This window comes from Planococcus sp. 107-1 (genome assembly GCF_021513255.1).
Classification (GTDB): domain Bacteria; phylum Bacillota; class Bacilli; order Bacillales_A; family Planococcaceae; genus Planococcus.
Genome location: NZ_CP090977.1, coordinates 2549063 through 2572101, shown reverse-complemented (window position 1 = coordinate 2572101; position 23039 = coordinate 2549063). Strand labels below are relative to the sequence as shown.

At 46.0% G+C, this 23039-nt stretch carries 27 protein-coding genes; 20 read left to right on the top strand and 7 right to left on the bottom strand.

Annotated elements, in window-relative coordinates; genetic code table 11:
* Positions 1-240 precede the first annotated feature (240 nt).
* The 3 genes from tnpA to L0M13_RS18755 are packed head-to-tail and all read left to right on the top strand — an operon-like array spanning position 241 to position 1313.
* Complete coding sequence (gene tnpA, locus L0M13_RS13430; RefSeq protein ID WP_235196986.1) at positions 241-540, top strand: IS66 family insertion sequence element accessory protein TnpA; 300 nt, start codon at positions 241-243, stop codon at positions 538-540.
* Complete coding sequence (gene tnpB, locus L0M13_RS13425; RefSeq protein ID WP_235196985.1) at positions 540-893, top strand: IS66 family insertion sequence element accessory protein TnpB; 354 nt, start codon at positions 540-542, stop codon at positions 891-893. The genes tnpA and tnpB overlap by 1 nt, the downstream gene beginning before the upstream one ends.
* 39 nt (positions 894-932) lie before the next feature.
* Entirely contained in the window at positions 933-1313 is a 381-nt protein-coding gene (locus L0M13_RS18755) for an IS66 family transposase (RefSeq protein WP_397443489.1), read from the top strand.
* Between the two features lie 51 nt (positions 1314-1364).
* Here L0M13_RS18755 and L0M13_RS13415 read toward each other — a convergent pair whose 3' ends face one another.
* Positions 1365-2003 (bottom strand): transposase, encoded by a 639-nt coding sequence (locus tag L0M13_RS13415; RefSeq protein WP_235196984.1) that lies wholly within the window; start codon positions 2001-2003, stop codon positions 1365-1367.
* Positions 1958-2314, bottom strand: a complete 357-nt coding sequence (locus L0M13_RS13410) for a magnesium chelatase subunit ChlI family protein (protein WP_235196983.1) — start codon at positions 2312-2314, stop codon at positions 1958-1960. Before L0M13_RS13410 ends, L0M13_RS13415 begins: the two co-directional genes overlap by 46 nt.
* Before the next feature lie 544 nt (positions 2315-2858).
* Here L0M13_RS13410 and L0M13_RS13405 point away from each other — a divergent pair.
* Together L0M13_RS13405 and L0M13_RS13400 are read left to right on the top strand one after the other, a co-directional pair.
* On the top strand, positions 2859-3014 hold the full coding sequence (locus L0M13_RS13405; RefSeq protein WP_235196982.1) for a hypothetical protein: 156 nt from the start codon (positions 2859-2861) through the stop codon (positions 3012-3014).
* A gap of 260 nt (positions 3015-3274) precedes the next feature.
* Positions 3275-4687, top strand: a complete 1413-nt coding sequence (locus tag L0M13_RS13400) for an alanine/glycine:cation symporter family protein (RefSeq protein WP_235196981.1) — start codon at positions 3275-3277, stop codon at positions 4685-4687.
* Between the two features lie 230 nt (positions 4688-4917).
* Here the strand turns inward: L0M13_RS13400 and L0M13_RS13395 are convergent, their stop codons facing one another.
* Positions 4918-5553, bottom strand: a complete 636-nt coding sequence (locus L0M13_RS13395) for a hypothetical protein (protein WP_235196980.1) — start codon at positions 5551-5553, stop codon at positions 4918-4920.
* 263 nt (positions 5554-5816) lie between these two features.
* On the opposite strand from L0M13_RS13395, the gene solA reads away from it, so the two are divergent.
* The 4 genes from solA to L0M13_RS13375 all read left to right on the top strand — a co-directional run bounded on the left by solA (position 5817) and on the right by L0M13_RS13375 (position 11574).
* A complete protein-coding gene (gene solA, locus L0M13_RS13390; protein ID WP_235196979.1) occupies positions 5817-6968 on the top strand; it encodes an N-methyl-L-tryptophan oxidase in 1152 nt (383 codons plus the stop codon).
* Positions 6969-7008: 40 nt separating this feature from the next.
* Complete coding sequence (nhaC, locus tag L0M13_RS13385; protein ID WP_235196978.1) at positions 7009-8508, top strand: Na+/H+ antiporter NhaC; 1500 nt, start codon at positions 7009-7011, stop codon at positions 8506-8508.
* Positions 8509-8851: 343 nt separating this feature from the next.
* Entirely contained in the window at positions 8852-10486 is a 1635-nt protein-coding gene (locus tag L0M13_RS13380; protein ID WP_235196977.1) for an ABC transporter substrate-binding protein, read from the top strand.
* Positions 10487-10503: 17 nt separating this feature from the next.
* Positions 10504-11574 (top strand): M42 family metallopeptidase, encoded by a 1071-nt coding sequence (locus L0M13_RS13375; RefSeq protein ID WP_235196976.1) that lies wholly within the window; start codon positions 10504-10506, stop codon positions 11572-11574.
* A 598-nt stretch (positions 11575-12172) separates the two neighbouring features.
* Here the strand turns inward: L0M13_RS13375 and L0M13_RS13370 are convergent.
* Genes L0M13_RS13370 through L0M13_RS13355 form a run of 4 tightly spaced genes read right to left on the bottom strand, consistent with a single transcriptional unit; the run spans position 12173 to position 14715 of the window.
* Positions 12173-13039, bottom strand: coding sequence for a polysaccharide deacetylase family protein (locus L0M13_RS13370; RefSeq protein ID WP_235196975.1), 867 nt, complete (start codon positions 13037-13039; stop codon positions 12173-12175).
* Positions 13039-13497, bottom strand: a complete 459-nt coding sequence (locus L0M13_RS13365) for a PgaD family protein (protein WP_235196974.1) — start codon at positions 13495-13497, stop codon at positions 13039-13041. The genes L0M13_RS13370 and L0M13_RS13365 overlap by 1 nt, the downstream gene beginning before the upstream one ends.
* Positions 13455-13619, bottom strand: coding sequence for a hypothetical protein (locus L0M13_RS13360; RefSeq protein ID WP_235196973.1), 165 nt, complete (start codon positions 13617-13619; stop codon positions 13455-13457). Before L0M13_RS13360 ends, L0M13_RS13365 begins: the two co-directional genes overlap by 43 nt.
* Positions 13620-13623: 4 nt before the next feature.
* Positions 13624-14715: a glycosyltransferase gene (locus L0M13_RS13355; RefSeq protein WP_235196972.1), complete on the bottom strand. Its 1092-nt coding sequence runs from the start codon at positions 14713-14715 to the stop codon at positions 13624-13626.
* 561 nt (positions 14716-15276) lie between these two features.
* Between L0M13_RS13355 and L0M13_RS13350 the strand changes: the two genes are divergently transcribed.
* The 11 genes from L0M13_RS13350 (at position 15277) to L0M13_RS13300 (ending at position 22931) form a co-directional block, all read left to right on the top strand.
* A complete protein-coding gene (locus L0M13_RS13350; RefSeq protein WP_235196971.1) occupies positions 15277-15882 on the top strand; it encodes a competence protein ComK in 606 nt (201 codons plus the stop codon).
* A complete protein-coding gene (locus L0M13_RS13345; RefSeq protein ID WP_235196970.1) occupies positions 15879-16046 on the top strand; it encodes a hypothetical protein in 168 nt (55 codons plus the stop codon). Before L0M13_RS13350 ends, L0M13_RS13345 begins: the two co-directional genes overlap by 4 nt.
* 406 nt (positions 16047-16452) lie before the next feature.
* A complete protein-coding gene (locus L0M13_RS13340) occupies positions 16453-17055 on the top strand; it encodes an S-layer homology domain-containing protein (RefSeq protein WP_235196968.1) in 603 nt (200 codons plus the stop codon).
* The gene (locus L0M13_RS13335) at positions 17052-17513 is read left to right on the top strand and encodes a hypothetical protein (protein ID WP_235196967.1); all 462 of its coding nucleotides are present in this window, start codon (positions 17052-17054) and stop codon (positions 17511-17513) included. Before L0M13_RS13340 ends, L0M13_RS13335 begins: the two co-directional genes overlap by 4 nt.
* Positions 17514-17603: 90 nt before the next feature.
* Entirely contained in the window at positions 17604-17981 is a 378-nt protein-coding gene (locus L0M13_RS13330) for a PLC family EF-hand domain-containing protein (protein ID WP_235196966.1), read from the top strand.
* Positions 17982-18435: 454 nt separating this feature from the next.
* Positions 18436-19530 (top strand): NAD/NADP octopine/nopaline dehydrogenase family protein, encoded by a 1095-nt coding sequence (locus L0M13_RS13325; protein ID WP_235196965.1) that lies wholly within the window; start codon positions 18436-18438, stop codon positions 19528-19530.
* Between the two features lie 93 nt (positions 19531-19623).
* On the top strand, positions 19624-19833 hold the full coding sequence (locus tag L0M13_RS13320; RefSeq protein ID WP_235196964.1) for a hypothetical protein: 210 nt from the start codon (positions 19624-19626) through the stop codon (positions 19831-19833).
* A 291-nt stretch (positions 19834-20124) separates the two neighbouring features.
* Complete coding sequence (locus tag L0M13_RS13315; protein ID WP_235196963.1) at positions 20125-20943, top strand: transporter substrate-binding domain-containing protein; 819 nt, start codon at positions 20125-20127, stop codon at positions 20941-20943.
* A 110-nt stretch (positions 20944-21053) separates the two neighbouring features.
* Complete coding sequence (locus L0M13_RS13310) at positions 21054-21710, top strand: amino acid ABC transporter permease (RefSeq protein ID WP_235196962.1); 657 nt, start codon at positions 21054-21056, stop codon at positions 21708-21710.
* Positions 21707-22429, top strand: a complete 723-nt coding sequence (locus tag L0M13_RS13305) for an amino acid ABC transporter ATP-binding protein (RefSeq protein WP_235196961.1) — start codon at positions 21707-21709, stop codon at positions 22427-22429. Before L0M13_RS13310 ends, L0M13_RS13305 begins: the two co-directional genes overlap by 4 nt.
* A gap of 166 nt (positions 22430-22595) precedes the next feature.
* A complete protein-coding gene (locus L0M13_RS13300) occupies positions 22596-22931 on the top strand; it encodes a hypothetical protein (protein ID WP_235196960.1) in 336 nt (111 codons plus the stop codon).
* The last annotated feature ends 108 nt before the right edge of the window (positions 22932-23039 follow it).

Here is a 23039-nt window from a genome sequence, read left to right as displayed (position 1 = left end):
TAAGCGTCCAATAACGAACACCTAGTTTCTTAGAAAAGAAAATGCCTTTCCTATTTTTTGTCGGAAAGGCATTTTTATTATTTTTTCTTTTGGATATAGCAGTCTTTTGGAAGGTCCTTCGACCAGGGCATGAGGTGATCGATGTTCAGTTCAGCGTAAGCGTCTAATAGCGAACACATTCTAATAGAAGATTTTTCGTGAGATACTCTTTCCAGAATTGAATTTCTGGGAGGAGTTTCTTTGATAAGAAAAGAGAAAGCCCTGTATTGGTCAGGTCAAATCAGCGAATACCGAAAAAGTGGTGAAACATTGGTTACTTGGTGTGAGAAAAATGATGTTAAAATCCACACGATGAAATACTGGTTGCGGAAGCAGTCGCCTGTATTGAAAAACCCAGAGACCGCTTGGGTCTCCTGTGTGGTGGAGGAACCTGTGAGCGACACGATTATGTTGAGAATAAAAAATGTAGAAATCGAGGTGATGAGTGGCTTCCAGGACGAACTGTTACTGAAAGTCCTTCGGACACTTGACCAATTATGATGAACGGCCGGATTGTCGAGCAGGTTTATTTGGCTGCTGGACCGACGGATCTCCGGAAGTCGATTGATGGGCTGGCGGTCATCGTCCAGGAATTGTTCCAGCTCGATCCATTCTCCAAAGCACTCTTTGTGTTCTGTAACCGGAAGAAAGACAAGCTCAAAATTCTATTCTGGGATCACAACGGCTTCTGGCTCTATTACCGGCGATTGGAAAAAGGGTTGTTCGATTGGCCGGACCCTGGGTCCAGCCAGCCCCTTCCCATCACGCCCCGGCAGTTAAACTGGCTGCTTGATGGCCTTCCCCTGAACCAGCGCCAGGCCCACCCATCCGTTGCGGCGAAAAAAATCATTTAGGTCTATTTGGCACTAACATTTTGTGCTATTCTTAGACCTATGAAAACAATGGACGGAAACACCTCACCTACAATTGAAGAACTGGAAAAGAAGAACGCGCAGCTCGAGAACCAGATGAAAGCACTGGAGTTGAAGGTGCAGTGGTACGAAGAACAGTTCCGGCTGGGCCAGCAGAAACGGTTTGGTTCATCCAGCGAAAAGACGGATGACAACCAGTTGGCGCTTCAACTGTTCAACGAAGCCGAAATTTCTTCTTCCGTTTTAAAATCGCTTCCCAGGGAAAGAAACAATTCCGACAATTCGCTACAAATGTATACAAAAGAAAATCCATGCTTGAGAACTGAAGGTTCAAAAGCGTGGATTTTCAATATTTATGCAGAAACTGGAATTGTGGTGAATTGTGTCGCTCCCTGGGAATAAAAAAGCGAGTAAAAAGGAAAAAGAATAGGAACGGGAATGGCAGCACTCGCGTCACAGATTGAATTTTTCCGCATGCGGATCTTCATCGACTTGTTGCCGATAGCTTAAGCAATAGGTACAATACGCTGTATTTGTTCTATCAAATGGCTCCGGCAACAGTTCCTGCAAAAATTTGCGGTCTAAAAACGGCGGAGCGGGTAGCGCATCATCCCAATACAGAGGGAACGAACTGTACGGGTATTGCTCCAGCCGTTCAACCATCGGCCTCTTCGTCTCGATTGGATTGCGATGGATGTAGCTGCTGACGGTCAGAAGGCCAAGCCGGGAATCGACTTCTTTCGCAAAATAGCGTTTCTGGTAAATTTGTCCGACATGTCCGTACCGTTTCGAATAAGAGATACTGTACCGTTTATTAATCCGCTGCATAATTTTATCCAGCGGATCCCGTAGCGGCTTCAACAAAAGATGATAATGATTGTTCATGAAACAATAAGCCAGAACCGTAAACGGATAATCCGCATGGACATGCAAAAGCGTCCGCTTCAGCTCAAACATGTCTTCTTTCGTCTTGAAAATCGGCTGCCGGTTATTGCCGCGCATAATGACGTGGTAATAGGAATTGGGATTGAACTCGCGCCGAGGCGTCATCTCAACAGCGACTGATGGGCCCGGCGTGCACTGATTTTCCATTTCAGCGCCTCGTCCACTGCCGCGTCCGGTACCGTGTCGCAATCCAGCACATCAGCAATCGTCCGGGCCAACCGCAAAATCTTCAGCGTTGCTCGGCTGTTCAAATTTTCCTGGAAACTGGCGGCTTCGATGCGTTCCAGTTGAGCCGCGCTAAACTGGACTTTCTCCTCAAATAACTTAACCGGCACAATGGTGTTCGTGTAATTCGAACCGTAGCGCAGCCGTTGCCGGGCTCGTGCCGCTGTTACGGTTTGCCGCAAGTCAACGGATGTCGCGGCAGTAGTTTGATCCAAAACGCTTTGGCTTTTCATGGCCAGCACAAAATCGATGGGTCGATGGAAAGTCCTATACATGGGAGGAAGTCGGCAAGATGTTGATGCATTATGAAGGATCTCAAGTGAAGCTTGAGATGTTGAATCCCTAAGAAGAGATTGTGTGGGAAGATGACGAGAATCAGCTTACGATAGATCCGGAGAAAAACGAATAGCTTTAAATGGTTCTCAAACGCAAAAGAACAGCCAATCCTGGAAATGCAACATTCGGGATTAGCTGTTCTTTTTTGTATAGGAATTGGTAGAGTCCTCCATAATAATACTTGTTCCAGACAGACATAATAATACGGAATACCTGATAAGGGTGGTCAACTTTTTGATGAGCGAAACTCCTTCAAGTGGTCAACTTTTATATTAGCGTTTACAATTGTCTCCTTTTAATCTGTGCAATTTAAAAGTGGAAGGTAGAAAAGGCGAGGTTTAATATCCTATATATAGGGAATAAATAGTATAAGAACAAAATGTGCTGCTAAATCGAATTTTGCACAAAATACAAGATTATTTTAATAACGGAGGTAGAAAAATGAATCAGACAAATCAAGTAAATACGATGGAAACCCGTACAAGAAATAACGAGGTTATCTTTTTCAAAAGCCAAGAAGAATTCGCAAAAGCTTTGCGAGAAGGCATCGGATCAGCTGAAGAAAACGGTCTGGCGGTAGAATTAACACAAGAATAATCAAGTGATGCAGCTCCTATAGGGAGCGCTTTTTTATTTTATCGGGAAATACTTTTGTGGCTTGCGCCCGAATGCGTAGAGGAATCAGCTAGGTCAACTTCATTTCAATCAACATAGGGTTGAATAAACCATGAAGCTCCACTGTAAGCTTTCCCTTCAATCTTTCTCCTTTTATTTTTTATGGAATTCCCAGATTTCGGTTTGAAGATCTTTGAACTAGGGAAAAATTCATATACTAATATAATGTAGGGGGAGAACAGTTGGAACGTTTTTTACAGGGAGTCGCTGATTTTTCAGCGTGGTTGTGGGGGATTCCGCTCATCACGCTATTGCTGTTATCAGGTCTTTATATGACATTTAAACTTGGATTTTTTCAATTCCGTTATTTTGGCTATATCGTCGGACAAACCTTCGGCAGTGTTTTTAAAAAACCGAAAGGCGAAGGGACGGTCACTCCTTTCCAAGCGCTGACGTCGGCGCTCTCTTCCACTATTGGTGCAGCCAATATTGTCGGGGTGCCGGCAGCGATCATGTTCGGCGGACCCGGAGCTGTGTTCTGGATGTGGGTCATTGCGCTGATCGGCATGGCGCTCAAATTCGCTGAAAGTGTACTCGCTGTCGAATACCGCGAGAAAAACGCCTTAGGTGAGTTTGTCGGCGGACCGATGTATTACATGACAAAAGGGTTAAATATGAAATGGCTGGGAGTTTGGTTTTCCTTCGCCTTGATGATCGAATTGATCCCGAGCATCATGGTGCAAGGGAATTCCATCGGCCGTACGGTAGAAACGACCTTCAATATTCCTTCCCTCTGGACAGGCATTGCAACTGCTGCTCTTATATCGATTGTTGTATTCGGCGGCATCAAACGGATCGGCAAGGTCACGGAAATTTTTGTTCCGTTTATGGCCTTGTTCTATGTCGGCGGTGCGGTGGTGATTCTTTTGATGAACGTCAGCGCAGTACCAGAGTTCTTTATGCTGGTTTTCAGCAATGCATTTTCCCCTGCTCCCGTGATGGGCGGTTTTGCCGGTGCAGCCATTGTGGAAGTAATCCGGTGGGGATTTGCCCGCGGACTTTATTCCAACGAGGCGGGGCTTGGAACGGCGCCGATTGCCCACGCGGCTGCGATGACAGACCATCCCGTCAGACAAGGATTCTGGGCTGTCGTTGGCGTGGTCGTCGATACCTTAATCGTCTGTACCGCGACCGCTTTTGTGATATTGTCATCGGGGGTCTGGACTAACGACGGTGCAATGGAAAACTCTTCAGCTTTAACGAGCTTGGCGTTTGAATCGTATTTTGGTGAATTCGGTGCCATTCTTGTGACCATCGCTTTAATTTTCTTTGTCTTGTCGACGATACTTGTCGTTATTTTCTACGGTGCCAAGCAGGCGGAGTTTCTATTTGGCATAAAAGCGTCCTACGGAATGCAGGTGGTCTATATTTTGGCAGTCGTTTTAGGAGCTGTCGGAGCAGCAGAAGTGATTTGGGGCTTCCTCGATATCATGCTGGCGGCAATACTCATTCCGAATGTCATCGCCATCCTGCTGTTAAGCAATAAAGTAAAAGCATTGACGACCGAATTTTTCACTTCGGATCAGTATTACAAGAAAGACCGGAAAGAGAAGAAAAGGAAAAAAGCAGCGGCAAGAGAAGGTTATGAGTCTTAACTCGATCTCTGTTTCATAGAAGAATGGAAAAGCCTTGAACTCCTCTGTTAGGAGATTCAAGGCTTTTCGATAGGGGATTTTTCTGCAGGAGCATGGATTTACTGAGGGATGGGAATAATCAATCACATAGCAGAAGAAAATCGATTCCCGGGAATGCAAATTTATCGGGAATCGATTTTTATGCAGAAAGCAAAATTCTGATGAATTGTACAGGACTTTAACCTGCAACTTTACAGATCGCTCTCTATTCTGGCAGCCAACCCGTCCAGATCGATTAGGGTCAAATGTGAAATTTCCCCGTCCGGTGTACACAGTGCCCATCCGGTAAAATCATAAGAGCCGCCTTCTCTTCGCGTTGAATACTCTACTTCAGCGGTGAAATTAAACGCACTGAATTCCTGATCTGTTTCTTCTACCGCCACTTTCTCCACATAAATAGAAACGGGATCCATCCAATAATCAAGGTTGTTTTGATGAAACTTGAAAACATCCGGAATCTCTCGATTGATGAACTCTACATATCCCTTTTCCGTAAAATAAGACCTATAGGTTTCCCTGGCATATGCAAAAAATGCATCCACTTCAGGTCCGCTTTCCGTGTAGCCTGGATGGTCCACGCGTCCTTGGTTTTCTTTATCAAACTCTGCCATCATATCGTCAACTTCCTGTTTCATACGGGTCACTTCTCTGTCGGGGCCTGTAAGCTCCGATTCCACAACTTCATTCACAGCTGCTTCACAGCGGTCACTGCCGGACGCCGCTTTCGGCTCTGGCTCCTTCGGGTTGTTTGGATTGCATGCGCTTACCATGAGACAAAGCATCATAAGTCCAGCCAGTTTCAACAAATGCCTAACTTGCTGTCCCATTCTGTTTCCTCCTCCGTTACGTTCTTTCCCCGGTGTATACCCGTTATGGAGAATCCCTAGTGTTTTTGAAAAAAGAATCGATTTTGTATTTTATGCAGAAAGTGGGAGGACGCGAATGTTGCCCTTTGTTAAGGTGGCTAATCTAAAATGATTATAGGTATAATTTTGAAAATTCATATTAAATTGACAATATTTTATTTTTCCGATAACGTTAAATAAATCATTGGAGTGATTTAGATTTGTAAAAAACGGAGGGGATGGAGATGGATGCAGAGGTCGGGATTATCGGGTTAGGAACGATGGGCAGTATGGCCGCGTGGCAGCTGGCGAAAGAAGGGGTTTCGGTAATCGGCTTTGAACAATTTGGAATCGGCCATGACCGGTCGGCTGCAGGCGGCGAAACCCGCTTGTTCCGCACCGCTTATAAAGAAGGCGCTAAGTATATTCCGTTGTTGAAGGATGCTTATCAGATGTGGAAACAGCTCGAAGCGGAATCGGGGAATTACTTATTTCACGAAACGACCGGATTGATCATTGGCAATCCTCAATTGAAAACGATGAAAAATGTGTTGAGAAGCATTCAGGAGTTCGACTTGGAACATGAATACTTGAATTCGGAAGAAGCGCGAAAGCAATTTCCCCAACACGTGATCGGGAATGACGAAATCGTCATTATGGATAAGAAGTCAGGCTTTTTGCGCCCACAATACGCCATTCAGTCTGCAGTTGAAATCGCTGAAAAGTTGGGTGCGAAAATTCATAGCCATACATATGTGAAAGCGATTGTTCCGGATGGCGAAGGGGTGGTCATTCAAACGGAAGAGAAAGAATACAAGGTGAAAAAGCTATTGATTACAGCGGGTCCTTGGACCGCTCAGTTCATTCCAGGAATTGAATCCAGTCTGGAAGTTCGCCGCTTGGTAAATGCTTGGTTCTTGCCAAGAAACAAAGAGACATTCACTGAAGCCCATTTTCCAGTCTTTACGCGAGAAAGAGAAGAAGATACATATTACGGGTTTCCGGCAGTGGACGGAGACATGGTGAAGATCGGCATTTTAAGTACGAAGAAACACAAGATTGAACATGCGGGTTTATTGAATAAGAATGTCGGGGTGGAAGAGCTCGCGACGCTGCAAGCAATTCTTCGGAATGAAATGCCCGGCTTGTATAATGATCCGTCCCGGACGAGTGCGTATATGGAAGTTTACACAGATGACTACGATCCCATCGTCGGGGAAGTACCAGGGCATCCGAACGTCGTGGTGCTAACCGGATTTTCAGGGCATGGCTTTAAAATGGCGCCAACGATGGGCAAGATTGCGAAAGAGCTGCTGATGACCGGGTCATCCAATTTTGAGATTGGGGATTTCTCGCCTGAACGATTTCTTTCAGGACAGAAAGTAAAAGAAGAGTAACAGAAAAAAGGAAGAGAATTTTAAAAAGGGGAGATTTCGATTGGAGAAAAAACGGGAGATTAGGCAACCGACTTTTGCAGAATCCGTATTTGCATTTCTGCTTATGTTCTTTTTCGTTTTAGTGGGTTATTTGATAATGGGGATGCGCATTGAACTGATGATGGTGGCTGCTGCAGCTGGAGCTGGAATCATGGCTTGGCGGCTCGGGTATACGTGGAGTGATTTGGAAGGGGCCATTTCACAGCGCATTGTCAGTGCGACGCCAGCTATCCTGATTATTTGGGTGATCGGGATCGTTATTGCCACCTTCATTTTCAGTGGTTCGATTCCGATGATGATCTATTACGGGATACAATTGGTCAATCCGAAGTATCTGTTGATTTCCGCATTTTTGATGTGCTTGATATTCTCGGTCGTCACGGGAACATCCTGGGGATCGGCCGGAACTGTCGGTGTGGCTTTTATGAGCATCTCGGAAGGGCTTGGCATTCCGCTCCATATTACAGCGGGAGCCGTCATTTCAGGTGCGGTGTTCGGCGATAAGATGTCGCCTCTTTCTGAAACGACCAATCTAGCGGCTGCAACGGCTGGGGCCAATCTTTACGATCACATCAAGTCGATGATGTGGACGACAATCCCTGCAGGCATCATCACGTTTGTCTTTTTCCTGATTGTCGGCAATATGATCGGAACTGGTGGAGGCGGATCTTCATCAAGTATTCAAATGCTCGATGGTCTCGACAGCATTTTCAACTGGAATCTTTTATTGATTCTTCCGCTCGTCATTATCTTAATCGGGGCAATACTGAAGAAACCGCCTGTTCCGACGATGCTGTTGGGAGCGTTATCTGCGGTCATTCTAGGAGTGGTCTTTCAAGGATTTTCACTTCAGAACGGAACCAATGCGGCATTTAGCGGTTTTAATGTCTCAATGATTCCAGGTGCGGCAGAAGGCTCGATTTCGGATGGGGTCATGACGCTGCTGAACCGCGGAGGCATCATGTCGATGGTGAGTGTCGTCATCATCATTTACTGCGGCTATGCTTACACCGCGATTGTCAGTAAAGCAGGATTTTTGGAGACTGCCCTCAATCCTTTGTATAGCCGTGTGCAGAAGCGCGGTCCGCTTATGGTGACGACTTTGTTCACGGAGCTTCTGATTTTATTGGTTTCCGGAACTTCCTATGCGGTGGCCATCCTCATTCCTGAAATGTTCAAGAAAGCTTTCTTGAAAGCAGGGATGCCGCCAAAAGTCTTGTCTCGCAGCATTGAAGATGTTGGTACGATGATGGCGCCTTTTATCCCGTGGGGAACATCGGGGGCCTTTTACATTGCGACTCTCGGCGTTGCGCCTTTCGGATCTGGCGGCTACGCTATCTGGACGGTCTTGTCCTACACCACTCCGCTCATCGCGATCATCCTGGCATTCACAGGAGTAGGAATTTACAAGATGACGAAAGAGGAATCGAGCAAAGAGTTGGAATTGTATAAGCGTTCGGATTCTGTGATTTCTCAACCTACGGGAGATTCGACTGCTTGAGTAAGGGTTACTGAATAACTTTATATTTAGAGAGCTTCTTCATCTCCTTTGAGCATCAAAGGAGGGGAGAGGCTTTTTTTATTCTTTGATGATTTTTATACATGGTTTTTGTATTTTACAAATAAGTTGAACTTGTCATGAATAATTTCAAAAAAGGAAATTATCTTCCGTTATTGGTTAATGCAGGAGGAAAAGATAGAAAAGCAAGGAAAAGAATCCAGATTTTATTAGATTAATAAAATAAAATACTTCGGAAATCGTACTAATTTTCAAAATGCTATGGATAATTATTCAGTATAGTTGTATTATTATTAATATTCACAACAAGAAAGGGGCAGACAAGATGAAGAAAAGGGTACATAGTTCATTTTTAATCGGATTGATCTTGGTGTTATTATTGGCAGCTTGTTCCGGAAATGACGGAGCGAGCGAATCGGATAGTGGAGGAGAACCGGCTGAAGGCGACAAGCAAGGCGGTACGCTTGTCTACGGACGCGGAGCGGATTCGGTTGGACTCGATCCGATCAATGTGACGGACGGTGAATCGATCCGGGTAACGCATAATGTCTTTGAGACATTGCTTGAGTATGATCAGAATTTGGAATTGCAGCCGAAGCTTGCGACGGAATACGAGTCGAGTGAAGACGGCTTGACGTGGACGTTCCAACTTCGTGAAGGCGTGAAATTCCATGACGGCACGGATTTTAATGCAGATGCAGTGGTGTTCAACTTTGAACGCTGGATGGATCCGGAAAACCCGTACCACCAAGGGGATTTTGCTTACTATCCGTTCTTGTACGGCGGGTTTAAAGGCGATGAGAATCATTTGATCGAATACGTGAAAGCAAATGGTGATTACGAATTGGAGATTAAATTGAAGCGCAAAACCGCTCCTTTCTTAAGTTACCTTGCAATTTCGATGTTCGGGATTGCGAGCCCGGCAGCGATTGAGAAATACGGCGTGGCCTTAAACGAAAATCCGGTTGGAACAGGGCCGTTCAAGTTTGAAAGCTGGAACCGCAACGATACAATTACGCTAGCTAAAAACGAAGATTACTGGATGGAAGGCAAACCGCATTTGGATAAAGTCATCTACCGCGTCATTCCTGAAAACTCCGCTCGTTTGAATGCTTTGCAGACAGGTGAAATTGATGTGCTGGACGGGATGAATGCAGGAGATACGACGGTTGTTGAAGATGCGGACGGCTTTGAGTTGTTGAAACGTCCGAGTTTCAATATCGGCTATATGGCCTTTAATATGGAGAAAAAACCGTTTGACGATCCATTGGTTCGCCAAGCGATCAATATGGCGATTGATAAAGAGGAAATCGTTGAAGCGTTCTATAGCGGACTGGCAGATACAGCGACAAGCCCGCTGCCTCCTTCTTTATGGAGCTATGACGACAGTTTAGAGAAGTATGATTACAACGTGGAAGAAGCGAAGAATTTATTGAAAGAAGCTGGGCTTGAAGAAGGTTTCAAAACGAAGCTGTATACGATGAGCAACCCACGCCCGTATTTGCCGGAGCCGATGAAGATTGCGGAAGCGATTCAGGCGGATCTTGCGGAAGTGGGCATCGAAGCGGAAATCGTGTCGATGGAATGGGCGACGTATTTGGATGATACGAGTGCCGGGAAGCATGACATGGCGCTTTACGGCTGGACCGGCGTTATGGCGGATCCGGACAACTTCCTTTACCCGAACTTGAGCAACACGAATATTACGAAGCCGGCGCAGAACATCGCGTTCTACGACAGCGAAGAGTTTACGGCGTTGATCACGGAAGCGCGTGAAACGATCGACCAGGACAAGCGGACAGAGCTGTACAAACAAGCGCAGCAATTGTTCCAAAAAGATGCACCTTGGACGATGCTTGCCTATACGACACCGCCGCTTGCACAGGCGGATTACGTGGAAGGCTATGTGCCGCATCCGATGAGCAATGATTTACTGACAGACGTGTATTTGACTAACTAAACGCTTGGAGTGGTTTTGTGTATCAATTGTTGAAGGAATTATGCGAACTCGTTGGACCGAGCGGATTTGAACAGGACGTCCAGCGCTATATTCGGGATAAAGTAGTGGACCAGGCGGATTCAGTCGAAGTGGACGCTTTGGGCAATCTGATTGTTAAACTCAATGCGACGGATACTAGTATGCCGTCTGTGCTGCTTGCAGCGCACGCGGATGAAATCGGCTTTATCGTCAAAAAGATCGAACCGAACGGTACGCTTCGCTTTGAATTGCTTGGCGGATTTGATTCGCGCATCTTGCATGCGCAGTCGGTGAAGATCAAAGGCGTGGATGGTTATGTTGATGGGGTGATCGGAACTTTGTCGACTCACTACATGAAATGGGACGACCCGAAACGGATTGCGAATCATCGGGAACTCTATATTGATATCGGTGCAGCGAATGCCGAAGAAGTGCTGGAAATGGGTGTACGAGTCGGGCAGCCGATCAGCTATGGCAGTGAATTGAAGCGAGTGGGGCGCAACAGGGTAGTTGGGAAAGCGTTGGATGACCGAGCGGGATGTGCGATGTTGATTGAACTGATTTCTTTGCTGAAGGACAATCCGGACCGTTTGCACGGCGATGTCTACTGTGTCTTTACCGTACAGGAAGAAGTGGGACTTCGGGGAGCTTCCGTCTTATCGCCGGCATTCAAACCAGACTTTGCATTGGCGATCGATACGACGCCGACAAGCGATACGTATGATGTGTTGATGACAGGCACACGGACGCTTGGTGCAGGTCCATGCATCAAGATTGCCGATAAGTCGTTGATTGCCCATCCGCTTGTGACGGGTTTGTTGGAGCGCGTCGCAGAGGAGAAGGCGATTCCGGTTCAAACGGAAATCTTCATGGGCATCGGCACGGATGCGGGGGCGATTCATATGACATCGACTGGTGTTTCATCAGGAGTCATTTCGATTCCGTCCCGCTATACGCATTCGCCTGTAGAAGTTGTCGATTTAGATGATTTGGAAAATGGTGTGAAGCTCGCAGCGGAATTTATTTTTCATGCGGGGGAGTTGGTTGGAAAGAACTTTTTGGATACGTGAGTGAATAGAAGAGCCGTTTCTGGAATCCGTTTTGGGTTCTGGGGACGGTTTTTTGTTGTTGGTAATGGTCAATCTGTTTCGGGTAGAAGAAGGGCGGGGGAAAGCGGAAATAAGAATTTACGGGAAACTCAAAGCGGTTTAAGAGGAACTCAAGCGACTTAGGGGGAAACTCATCACGACTTGAGAGGAACTCAAGCAACTTTGCGGGAAACTCGCCCGAAAGCACAATCCAATCGCCCAAAACCGGCTTTCCGCTTTGCGAAAAGCGAAAAAAGCAGTACGGATTGATTTCGATAGGGTATGGGTTGATTCCACGTGTCCAAGGTTTGATTTCAGTACGAACTTGGTTGAATTCGGATTGTTTTGGACTGGATTCAAAAAGTATGAGATTGGATACGGAATCAGCCTAGTGTAAGAAGAAAAGGGGATAGTGCAGGAAGAAAAGGAAATAGTGTCGGTTGAAACACTATTAGTGTCGATAAGCGACTCATACTAGGGGGAAGAGAAAGCTTATGCTGTTGCCAGACAAAATTGAACGAGCAGCTGAATTCACTATAAAAGCCGATCCCCAGAATAACGATTCTGGGGATCGGCTAGTTTAGTTTCCTTCTATATAAGGAAGCACCACATCGTCAAACGTTGCCTGATTGACAATGATCCGGTTTGTCAGGAAATTATCGTCGTTCGGGCGAATCGTTTGTGGGGCTAAGATGTAGCCGGCTTCCAGTCCTTGTTCTTCAACGAGGCCCTTGACCAGCTCATTTGTATTGCCGTACGGGTAGGCAAAGCTTCGGACGGTCACGTCGAGTTCGGATTCGATGGTGTCGAGGCTTTTTTGCAGGTCTTGTTTAAACTTATCCGCTTGCTCAGGAAGCAGGAAGACCGGTGTTTCGTCTTCAAATCGGTGCATGTCGTATGTATGCGACCCGAAATCGGCCAAGCCGCTGTCTTTCATTTTTCTTAAATCGTCCCAGGACGCCATGTCCAAATTGCTGAAGTCTTCTTCGCCCACGTGTCCGGCAATGACGAACATCGTAAATGGCACATTTTCTTCTTTTAGTATGGGAAAAGCATTTTCATAGACGGAGCGGTCGATGTCATCGAACGAGATCCAAACGCATTTATTTGGCAAGGCATTTTCTTGCTTCGCTTTGAGCAGCTGTTCTTCATTCAGAAAAACGGCGCCCGCTTTCTTTAATGCCGCAATCTGTGCCTTGAACTCGCTTTCGAGTACACTGTATTGCACCAGTTCTTTCGATTGCGTCAAGCTTCGCGCAGATTTAACGAACAGCGTATCGTCCAAAACCCGGTGATAATTCAGGCCAAGGCAGCCAGTTTCTAGCTCATTTGGAAAAGACATTGCCGGGGTATTGTTTGAAAATGCGCTGACAAACAAGTCTTTTCGAGAGAATAGGAAGAGGCCGACAAGCAGGATGGCTATCGACCAGATGCCGATTTTTCTCATCACCATTTCTTCCTTTCCAATGGAGTGATCGGATTTGTTTCAAAAACAGCATAATCGGAGTTTTGCAGTTTCTCGATGGCGTCTTCATCCATTAATCCGAGTGAAGCAAGTTCGATATTGGTGACGGCATCGGGATAATGGCGTCTCTTCAAAACACCGAATTTCTTTTTATTGTAGAGCCGGTTTATAAAAAGTAAAGCATAGAAGATCAGAAAAACGGCTAAGCCTAACAGCACTAAATCTCGTATGTCTTGATTGACTGTATTAAAAGCGGCATTGACGATTTGAGTCAGAATCGTATTGAAGCCGAATGTAGCGGATAGGAAAAATACGACTACGAGTAAACTGTATGCCCAGAAAATCAACGTGAAAAGGGTGTCAACGATGACATGAAACCAGGATCGGTTGCCGGTGATTATGAAGTTTTCTTCTTCAAGCCGCGGTCCGGACTGTGCCATACGGCATACCCTCCTTTCATGCGTGATGCGATGGCGCGTGGAACGGCAGCCATGACCACAGCGGTGTTGACCATCCAGTAAATGGCCGGGTACCAAGCGGCCCAGAAATAATACTTCATCACGCGGTTATAACGCGAGTCGATCGACAGCGCGACAAATAACTGAATCAAGCTTATGAAGACGAGGGCGAACGATGTAATGGTGAACCAAATCAGCATTTCCTGGAAAGTTTCTGCAGTGAATAGCAAGATGGTGGTAACGAATAGCCAGCTGAAGGCCCAAATGATGCTTGTCCATTGCTCTAGGTAGATCAGCCAGATTCTTCGCTGTTTCCAGCTGAAGAGGATGCGCCAGTGACGAAGGATGACTTCTTGCCTCGCCTTGCGCCCAGCGCACGCGCTGCTTCCAGATGCCCGATAAGGTTTCCGGCACAAGCATCCAGCAAATTGCGCGCGGTTCATAGCGCACATCCCAGAATTTCTTCTGGAGTTTCCAGCTGACGGCAATGTCTTCGGTAATCATATCCCGGTCCCAAAGGCCAACGTCGACCAACGCTTTTTTGCGGAACGCGACGACGACGCCGGAGACCGTCATTACCTTTCCGAGAAGCCGCTGCGTCCGTTTAATGGCGCCGATGATGGAGGCGTATTCGACCAATTGCATCCGGCTCAGCAAATTGTTCCGGTTGCGGATCGCCGGGTTGCCGGTTACTGCGCCGAGGCGTTCGCCGCCTTTAAAGAAATGGTGGATCAAGTAATAAGGAGCGGTATCTGCAAGTAATGCATCCGAGTCGACGCAGATCAAGTATTCCGAACGCGATGCGAACAAACCGACTTGCAGCGCATTCGCTTTGCCGCGGTTTTCGTGAAGTTGGATGCCGCGGACACTTTCATGTTCAGCGGATAACTGTTGAATAAGTTCTCCTGTCCGGTCGGTCGAACCGTCGTTGATCAAGATGATTTCTTTTTTAGGATAGGAGAGGCCGGTCAAATTTTTAACCGTTTCTTCGATTGTTTCTTCTTCGTTATAGCAAGGCACCAAGATGCTGACCATGGGCCAATCGATTTCTTCAAAATTTACGGTTTCGCTTTTGGATTCTTTTGTCCGGATAAACAGAATGGATCCGGCCATCCAAAAAAGAGCCATGAAAAAAGGATACCAAAACACAAAAGCCGTGATGAATCCATATGGCCCAGAAAAGAGATCTGAGAAAAACATAGCTGTTCCTCCTGTAAATAAATAGTATACAACTTATTTACTATAATCGATGGAGAAGGATAGTATCAATATTTAAAGAGAAAATATGGAATTAATTTGTTTTATTGGCTATTCAGAGGTTTTAGTTGGGTAACGGAAATATTCGTAGAGACTCTTTTAGGTCTATAGAAGGGAAATTAACACATGCTGAAACGAATACAAAATCAAAAGTTATCGCTTTTTCGTTGGCTCTAAAGGGGTTTTGAAGGCGTTTGATAACTAAAAAAATAAAATAGTTAAAATAGAATAAATAGTTAGACAATAGTACTATGTGATTATATAATTGTGAAGAATAGGAAAAGAAAGGCAGAGGAAAGGCTTTAGATCCGTACCTGCCGGCATTTTCCGGAAGGAAGGTGAGAAGTGAAAAAGAGCCGAAAAACAAAAAGAAACCTCCGGGTGTGAAAGTCTGAGCGGACCATCACCCGGAGGCTGTTAGCTGGAGTATACCAACTACCTGTTAGTATACTCCTTTTTTATTGGATTGATAAAGGGTTTAATTCAAAAGGGGGAAATTTAGAGATGAGAATGAATAAAAATTACGCAATCACGCCCGACACGCTGATGATTGTGCCGCATTATAATAATGGAGATTTGCATTCGTTGGTGTGCGGGAAGGATGGTTACCTCGAGGCTGATAAAAGCCCTTATCAATTAATCGATACGAATTTTCTCTACCGGGGGACGAGCCTGCGCGGAGCAATGGAAGGTGCGCACGATATTCTCGGGAAGATCAGCATGTATCCGATCATCTTGGATTATGAGAAAGAAATTATCCTGCTTCCGTGCAAATCGCCGGCGCGGAAAGACTGCATCTGGTTTTCGCTGAGCCATATCCATGCGACGGACAATTTACAGGATAAACATACACTCGTGACGCTGAGCAACGGCAGCACGATTGACATTGACATCAGCAAAGAGATTTTTGATAAAAAGATGCGGAAGGCGTATGAGCTTCAGTTCAAAATGGCTGTGAGGCGAAAGCTTGAAGAACTCGACGAATTGGCATCGGAAACGCCGTACCATTTGTTCAAGATGGTGAACGGTGTGAATTACGAAGAGCGGACGATGACGAACTTGTCTTTTACGGCGAAGCTGGATTATAAAAAAACGGCGGCCAAGAAATGAAACTGTACGCACCGGAAGCGGTAGCGAATGCCATCTTGTTTGCGGCTGCGCATCCGAAGCGCGACATGTTCGTCGGCTTCCAGGCGAAGTTCGGCGCATTCGTTGGAAACGTCGCGCCGCGCTTCATGGATAAATTCATGGAGCTGACGATGTTCCGCACCTAGCAATCCGAACGTCCATCCCGTTCGGTTGAAGACACCGCTTTATACGAAGCGGGCTAGGGCAGGCATGAAAGAGGAGCGAATACCGGCTGGGTCCGCTCGAGAAGTTTGTATGCGACAGCTGAACAGCATCCGGTGATTGCATCAGTATTGATTGCCGGTGCGAGTGCGGCACTTTGGAATGCGGCTTTTAAGAAGCGGTATTAAAGTATATAAGATTTAGCTACTCTATAAAATAATATAAAAGATAATCAAATCCATTTGCAGAGTGAAAGATCTCTGCAAATGGATTTTTATTTAATAAACACATGAAAAAATATCTGAATATTTAATAAATAATATAGATTTTAATAACTTTCAACGGTAGAATGAAATTAACAACCAATCGATCCAGCAAAGGAGTGGCATCATGAAAAAGCTTTTTTCTCTTGTAATCATCTTACTGACCTTGTTTTTGGCACTCCCAGCAGCGGCAGCGGCTCCCGATTTGCCGAAAAAGCATGCGTTCTATGATGAAATGACGTATTTAATGGAGAAAGGCGTCGTAAGCGGTTATTCCGATGGTACAGTGCGGCCCGACGTGGAAGTCACACGGGCGCAAGCGGCTGTGATAATCGGCCGTTTGAAAGGTTTTGACGGGACGAAAGGGACGACGCCGTTTAAAGATGTGCCGAGCGGCCATTATGCGAGCGGCTATATTGCAGAAGCGGCAGAGGCAGGCTATTTGAAAGGATACGGAGATGGGACGTTTCGTCCGAACGCGCCGATTATCCGCGGGGATATGGCGTTGATCGTCGAGCGGGTCTTTGATCTGTCGTTTACGTTCAATTCTTCCTTCAAGGATGTCGGTCCGAATGCCGTCTATTCTGAAGCCATCAGCAAAATTCTCGCAGCGAATATCACGGTGGGTTACCCGGACAATACGTTCCGCCGCGCCAAGCTGTCACACGCGGCCAGTTTTCTGCGTTTCTCGCACGGGCACTTGAACCGAAATTTAAAAATGATGCGGTGATTCCAGATTCCTACTTGAAAGACAAGACGAAAACCTACACTTACCAAATGTCTGACGGAACGACAGCGGTTCACCGCTATCAGAATGTGCCGAACCGCGACGGGCTCGTCTACGGATTTATGTGGACAGCGCAAGTCGACGGCGATTCCTACGAATACTTGGAGCTTGAAAACTATAGTATCTTTGCCTATGGCTATCCGTATTCCGAATACGACATCGCCCTCGCTTATCCGGTTCGCGTCGGCAAAACCTTTGATACGGGACTCGGAGATGAAATGATCAAAAACACCATCACCGGGGTCAATAAAACCGTGACGACCAAATACAAAACGTTTACGAATGCGACAGAAGTGATGACGCAAAGCGGACTCAAATACTATATGGTGGAAGGCTATGCGACCGTCAAATCGGTCAATGCGCAAGGGCGTGTGGAAATGGAATTGGTGAATGTGCGGTAAATAGTTAAAGTTACTGCCAGCAAGAGTCCGAATTGTGTGCTTGCGCACAGTCGGACTCTTTTGTATGGTGAAAGTAGAGGAGGTGGGGAGATGTTCGGAAAGAACAATTTAGTACTCGTATTGGAGGATTATGACTTGTCTTTCAGTGTGCGCTTGATGGACCGGGATGGGCTCGTTTACAGCGACAACCGCTTTATGGAGAAGCCATTGCTATCAAAAATCCGTTCACTGGTCAGCGCACTCACCCAGATTTTCGGCAATTTCAACCGCGTCACCTACAGCAAGAACTTTCAAATGGTCTGGGACCACGAAGCACGTCCGGACGCCTTCGGTAAATTCCTCGCTGAAATGTTCACATCCCATGAAGCAGCTGATCCGCGTTATTCGACGTGGGAGCATTTCAGCGAATTCCTGGCTGAACAGGAGAGGGAAGCGAAGGATAGCCGGCTTGGGGATTTGCCATTTTGAGAGAGGGGATATTATAGGGATTTGGTTAACCTAAGGACAGTCAAATCAATTGAAAAGCCAAGCGGAAATCCTTTTGTTCTCTGCTTGGCTTCTTTCTAGTCTTTAATAATCGGATCAAATTGTATAAGCAATAAGATTTATTGGGCTAAGTCCAGTCTGCTGAAATTAGTCTTTCTTTCTACACTGCTGGATGCTGATTTTACTCATGAACCGGAGCCAGACAATTGTGTAGAAACAATAGACAATAAAATTACTGTGATATACTAAAATTTAGGAAATCACGGAAAGTTAGGCTGTGATTTGAATCTTTGTATCTAGAATAAACACGTGAATAGCCAGGCGGTTGAAAAATCGATTCCTTTAGAAGGAATGGGTTTATTTTATTGATCTGGATTTACAGATATCTACATCTATGGAAATATCAAATAGGTAGATAAACAAGGGGGAATGCAAGATGAGAATTGCGGTATTGGGAGCAGGAAATGGCGGCTGTGCAGTTGCAGCCGATTTATCGCTAAAGGGGCATGAAGTGACATTGATCAAGACATCGAATTCGATGCACAATGAAAACTTCCAGCATTTACTAGATCATGACGGGGAAGTGCGGCTCCACGAGAAAGAGGAAATGAAGACGACTAAAATCGCGCACGTCACAAAAGAATTAGCCGATTTGTCTAGAGCTAAAATTGTAATCGTTTACATTCAAACGAATTATCACGAAGAGCTGATCGCTAAAATGTCGAAGCATTTGGTTGACGGCCAGATTGTGTTGATTAATCCGGGGTACTTGTCGACCGCTTACATGTTGAAATACAATTCCGGGAAAGCGATTACGATTGTAGAGGCGGAAAGTTCATTCCTCGATTGCCGCATTTTGGAGCCGGGGCTGATAAAAGTTGGATTCCGCAACGTGCGAAATCCGCTTGGCGTTTATCCTGCAGCGAATCTTCCGGCAGTGAAAGATGATTTGGAGGCGCTCGGATTCCCGTTCGTTTACTTGTCTTCTGTCGTGGAAGCGGCACTTCATAATCCGAATCTAATCGTCCATACGGTCGGCGCCATCATGAGCATGCCACGCATCGAAAAAACGAACGGCGATTATGTCATGTACCATGAAGTCTTCACGCCGAGCGTCTGGAACATTTTAGAGAAGCTGGACAGCGAAAAAATGGATGTCTTGGAAAAGCTCGGTTTTCCTCGGCTTTCGTATGTTGAAGCTTGCAAATACCGCAACACCTTGGACGATACGGAAGATGCAAAGGAAGTTTTCTTCTGGTATGCAGCGATGCCGACCCGTGCAAAAGGCCCGGTGAAAGTCGATTCCCGCTATATAACAGAAGACGTTCCGGAAGGGCTTGTGATGCTTGAAGCGCTCGGCAAACAGCTGTCTGTTGCGACGCCGATCTGCACATCACTCATTGAAATGGCTTCAGCAGCACTCAATCGGGATATGCGGACGCAAGGACGGACGCCGACGCGTCTCGGCATTGAAAATATAGAGCTGATTTTAGCCGACAGCTTTGTTCAAAAAGAAGTTGAAACGGTTTAAGGCATAATGCGCGCATCGGAGATTTTCTCTGATGCGTTTTTTAAATGGAGTGAACGGGAAAGGAGTAAATAAAGATTGAAGGAGGCGTTCACTATGGCTGAAAACGGAGAATCAGGAATTGATAAATTCGCGAAGAAAGCGAAGCAAATGGTTCAAGGCGATAAAGATCCGGATGCGCTGACGGATAAGAATTTCCAGAACGCGCCGGATGAAGGCTCTGAAGACGTTCCAACAGAAGATAAAATCATCAAAGACCATCGGACTGGTGAAAAGACTTTCGTGAAGAATGAAACAAAACGATAGGCTCTACAGAATAATAATTGACAGGCATGGACCGATTCGGGTTCATGCTTTTCTCTTGCCCAAAATGTTGCAAGCAAAAGATGTGCTTGACGGAAATTGATTCCATTGATAATATTTTAATAATTAAAAATTTTCATTTAATATAGTAATTTCGTCTTTGGTTTTGGTGGTTTTTCAAGGAATTAAGTAACGGATTCTGAAATAATTTTAGTATTTATCTTGAAGGATGGTATTGCCGTGCTGTCTTCAGTACGTGGAGGAAATGCATAGAGACAAAGGGGGAAATGACAAATGAAGAAAAGGTCGTTAATCAGTTTAGTTTTGATGGGGACGCTTTCGCTTGCACTGGCTGCTTGCGGAGAAGAGGAGACGGCGGGCGGAAGTTCAGGGGATTCCGGCGGCGAGAAAGAAAAACTGCGCCTCGTAACAGACGGGGCTTATGCACCGATGGAATACCTGGACGGCGGTGAAGTCACAGGCTTCGGCGTTGATTTTGCGGAAGCGGTCGTTGAAGAAGCCGGCTACGAAGCGGATATCGAAGTCATCGGCTGGGAGCCGATTTTTGTTGAGATTGAAGGGAAAACGGCCGATCTTGCGGTGTCGTCCATCACAATCAACGATGAACGGAAAGAAACATACGATTTCTCCGTCCCTTATTATTTGTCGACGAATATGATCATGGTTCCAGAAGACAGTGACGTGGAGAGCGGCGAAGATTTGAAAGGCAAGAAAATCGCCGTATTGAACGGCTCGACAGGACAGGAAGCGGCTGAAACGATTGCCGGTGAAAACAGCACCGACGTTTTGAAATTTGCCGATAATAATTTGGCGATTCAAGAACTTCTGGCAGGCGGAGCGGATGCGGTTATTGCGGATAATACAATTGTCGAATATTATACGCAGATGAATCCGGAGCAGAAATTGAAAGTTGTGCCGGATGAAGATTTTGCCGATGAATTCTACGGCATCCTGTTCCCGAAAGGCAGCGAGTTGAAAGCAGATTTTGATGAAGCGATCAAAGCCATTATCGACAACGGCACCTATACGGAAATCTACCAGGAATGGTTCGGCACCGAACCGGATCTTGAAACCTTAAAAGCGCAGCAATAATAATACAGCTCCAATTGCGCAACTCCGGTTCTAGGTGTTGCGCAATTTTTGTCAGGAGAATCCGGTTCTTCCGCTGCACGCAAGCGGAATAAAGAAAGAGAGGGCAATTTATGGATTTTCGGATGGATTTGGTCATCGACTACATGCCTTTTTTCCTGAAAGGCGCATTATATACCATCGGCGTTTCGCTCGTCGGGATCTTGCTTGGCACCATTCTTGGGTTACTCATCGGCATGGGGAAAATCATGCGCAACAAATTGCTGGCGCTGCCTTTTATTCTCTACATCACCTTTTTCAGGGGGACGCCTTTATTCGTTCAAATTCTATTGATCCACTTCGGGTTGATTCCGCTAGTCATCGGACAGACCAATGCGATAGTGGCCGGGATTGTGGCGTTGACGTTGAACGCCGCAGCTTATATTGCAGAAATTTTCCGGGCCGGCATCCAGTCAATTGACCGGGGGCAAATGGAAGCCGCGCGTTCACTTGGACAAACCCATGCGCAGGCGATGCGCTACGTCATCTTGCCGCAAGCGTTCAAGCGGATGGTACCGCCGCTTGGCAATGAATTCATCGTGCTATTGAAAGATTCTTCCCTGCTCGCCGTCATCACCGTTCCGGAATTGATGTATTGGGGACGTGCGTTTCAAGGGCAATACTATAAAATTTGGGAGCCTTACTTAACAGCAGCGCTCATCTACCTCATCTTGACGCTGTCGATGAGCTACCTGTTGGGCCGTTTAGAAAAGAGGTTGGCTACAGAATGATCAAAGTCGTAAATTTAAAGAAAACCTTCGGGGACAATGAAGTCTTGAAAGATATTTCTGTGGATATTCAGCCAAAAGAAGTGGTCGTCGTCATCGGCCCTTCAGGTTCCGGGAAATCCACTTTCCTCCGCTGCATCAATTTACTTGAAAGCATCACGGACGGACACGTCTACATTGAAGGCGTCGACATCACCGATAAAAAAACCAATATCAATAAAATCCGTACCGACGTCGGCATGGTGTTCCAACAATTCAACCTGTTTCCGCACCGCACCGTTTTGGAGAATATCACCATGTCGCCGATGAAGGTGAAAAAGGAAAGTCCGAAAGTGGCGAAAGAGAAAGCTTTGGTTTTATTGAAGAAAGTTGGGCTTGTCGAAAAAGCCAATGCCTACCCGGATTCGCTGTCCGGCGGGCAAAAGCAGCGCGTCGCGATTGCCCGGGCGCTAGCGCTCGAACCGCGAATCATGCTGTTTGATGAACCGACGTCAGCGCTCGATCCGGAAATGGTCGGGGAAGTGCTGGAAGTTATGAAGCAACTCGCGCTTGAAGGCATGACGATGATCGTTGTGACGCATGAAATGGGCTTTGCCCGGGAAGTGGGCGACCGCGTCTTGTTCATGGACGGCGGCTATATTGTTGAAGAGAATGTGCCGTCCGAATTATTTGCCCGGCCGCAGCATGCGCGGACGAAGTCGTTTTTGAGTAAAGTGCTGTAGATGTAAGGAAGCTCTTGGAGAAATCCAGGAGCTTTTGTTCGTTGAATTGAAGAAAAAGTTTAACGGCAGCAGAGGATGGGAACGATAATAGAGGATAGATAGTTTTAGACTGGTTTGGTAAGCCGCTAATTCTTCCGATACTTATAGATTAAAGGAGCTGGAATAGATGAGCATGCAGCATATTGTTGCTTCTGATTTAGTGCGCGACGAATACGGAAATTACTACGAAGTGGTCGGCACGCATCTTGAAGGGGACACCTTGAAAGCACTTGAAGTGTCCAATCTTTATTTTGAAAAATCATTCCAAGTTCAAATGAACGATGCTTATAAGGACAAGCCGGTTGGGGTTTTAGTCCAAGAGCATATGAATGCCTACATTGAAGCGATTGAAAAGAATAACCGGCCGATTTACGGAATCCGTGATTTGATGGTTAATAAGATCAAAGTGTATGCAGTTGATGTGACAAAACCACATCCGAAACGCAACGTCACAGCTGAATGAAATCGAGCTGCCTTCCTTTTACGGGAAGGCATTTTTTTATTGTTTAAACGGGTAGGAAGTTATTCTGCCATCGTATTTGGTTCGCGTTTTTGCAATTTCACGTTTAAG

Excerpts from the sequence above, each read along its gene's own strand:
- L0M13_RS13395 (WP_235196980.1), bottom strand. The coding sequence starts at position 5,553 with ATGGGACAGCAAGTTAGGCATTTGTTGAAACTGGCTGGACTTATGATG.
- L0M13_RS13415 (WP_235196984.1), bottom strand. The coding sequence starts at position 2,003 with ATGGAAAATCAGTGCACGCCGGGCCCATCAGTCGCTGTTGAGATGACG.
- L0M13_RS13345 (WP_235196970.1), top strand. The coding sequence starts at position 15,879 with ATGAAACTGTACGCACCGGAAGCGGTAGCGAATGCCATCTTGTTTGCG.
- L0M13_RS13365 (WP_235196974.1), bottom strand. The coding sequence starts at position 13,497 with ATGGCACAGTCCGGACCGCGGCTTGAAGAAGAAAACTTCATAATCACC.
- L0M13_RS13320 (WP_235196964.1), top strand. The coding sequence starts at position 19,624 with ATGGCTGAAAACGGAGAATCAGGAATTGATAAATTCGCGAAGAAAGCG.
- L0M13_RS13405 (WP_235196982.1), top strand. The coding sequence starts at position 2,859 with ATGAATCAGACAAATCAAGTAAATACGATGGAAACCCGTACAAGAAAT.
- L0M13_RS13410 (WP_235196983.1), bottom strand. The coding sequence starts at position 2,314 with ATGAAAAGCCAAAGCGTTTTGGATCAAACTACTGCCGCGACATCCGTT.
- L0M13_RS13310 (WP_235196962.1), top strand. The coding sequence starts at position 21,054 with ATGGATTTTCGGATGGATTTGGTCATCGACTACATGCCTTTTTTCCTG.
- L0M13_RS13370 (WP_235196975.1), bottom strand. The coding sequence starts at position 13,039 with ATGAGAAAAATCGGCATCTGGTCGATAGCCATCCTGCTTGTCGGCCTC.
- L0M13_RS13355 (WP_235196972.1), bottom strand. The coding sequence starts at position 14,715 with ATGTTTTTCTCAGATCTCTTTTCTGGGCCATATGGATTCATCACGGCT.
- solA (WP_235196979.1), top strand. The coding sequence starts at position 5,817 with ATGGATGCAGAGGTCGGGATTATCGGGTTAGGAACGATGGGCAGTATG.
- L0M13_RS13305 (WP_235196961.1), top strand. The coding sequence starts at position 21,707 with ATGATCAAAGTCGTAAATTTAAAGAAAACCTTCGGGGACAATGAAGTC.
- L0M13_RS13300 (WP_235196960.1), top strand. The coding sequence starts at position 22,596 with ATGAGCATGCAGCATATTGTTGCTTCTGATTTAGTGCGCGACGAATAC.
- L0M13_RS13330 (WP_235196966.1), top strand. The coding sequence starts at position 17,604 with ATGTTCGGAAAGAACAATTTAGTACTCGTATTGGAGGATTATGACTTG.
- L0M13_RS13350 (WP_235196971.1), top strand. The coding sequence starts at position 15,277 with ATGAGAATGAATAAAAATTACGCAATCACGCCCGACACGCTGATGATT.
- tnpB (WP_235196985.1), top strand. The coding sequence starts at position 540 with ATGAACGGCCGGATTGTCGAGCAGGTTTATTTGGCTGCTGGACCGACG.
- L0M13_RS13340 (WP_235196968.1), top strand. The coding sequence starts at position 16,453 with ATGAAAAAGCTTTTTTCTCTTGTAATCATCTTACTGACCTTGTTTTTG.
- L0M13_RS13315 (WP_235196963.1), top strand. The coding sequence starts at position 20,125 with ATGAAGAAAAGGTCGTTAATCAGTTTAGTTTTGATGGGGACGCTTTCG.
- L0M13_RS18755 (WP_397443489.1), top strand. The coding sequence starts at position 933 with ATGAAAACAATGGACGGAAACACCTCACCTACAATTGAAGAACTGGAA.
- L0M13_RS13380 (WP_235196977.1), top strand. The coding sequence starts at position 8,852 with ATGAAGAAAAGGGTACATAGTTCATTTTTAATCGGATTGATCTTGGTG.
- L0M13_RS13325 (WP_235196965.1), top strand. The coding sequence starts at position 18,436 with ATGAGAATTGCGGTATTGGGAGCAGGAAATGGCGGCTGTGCAGTTGCA.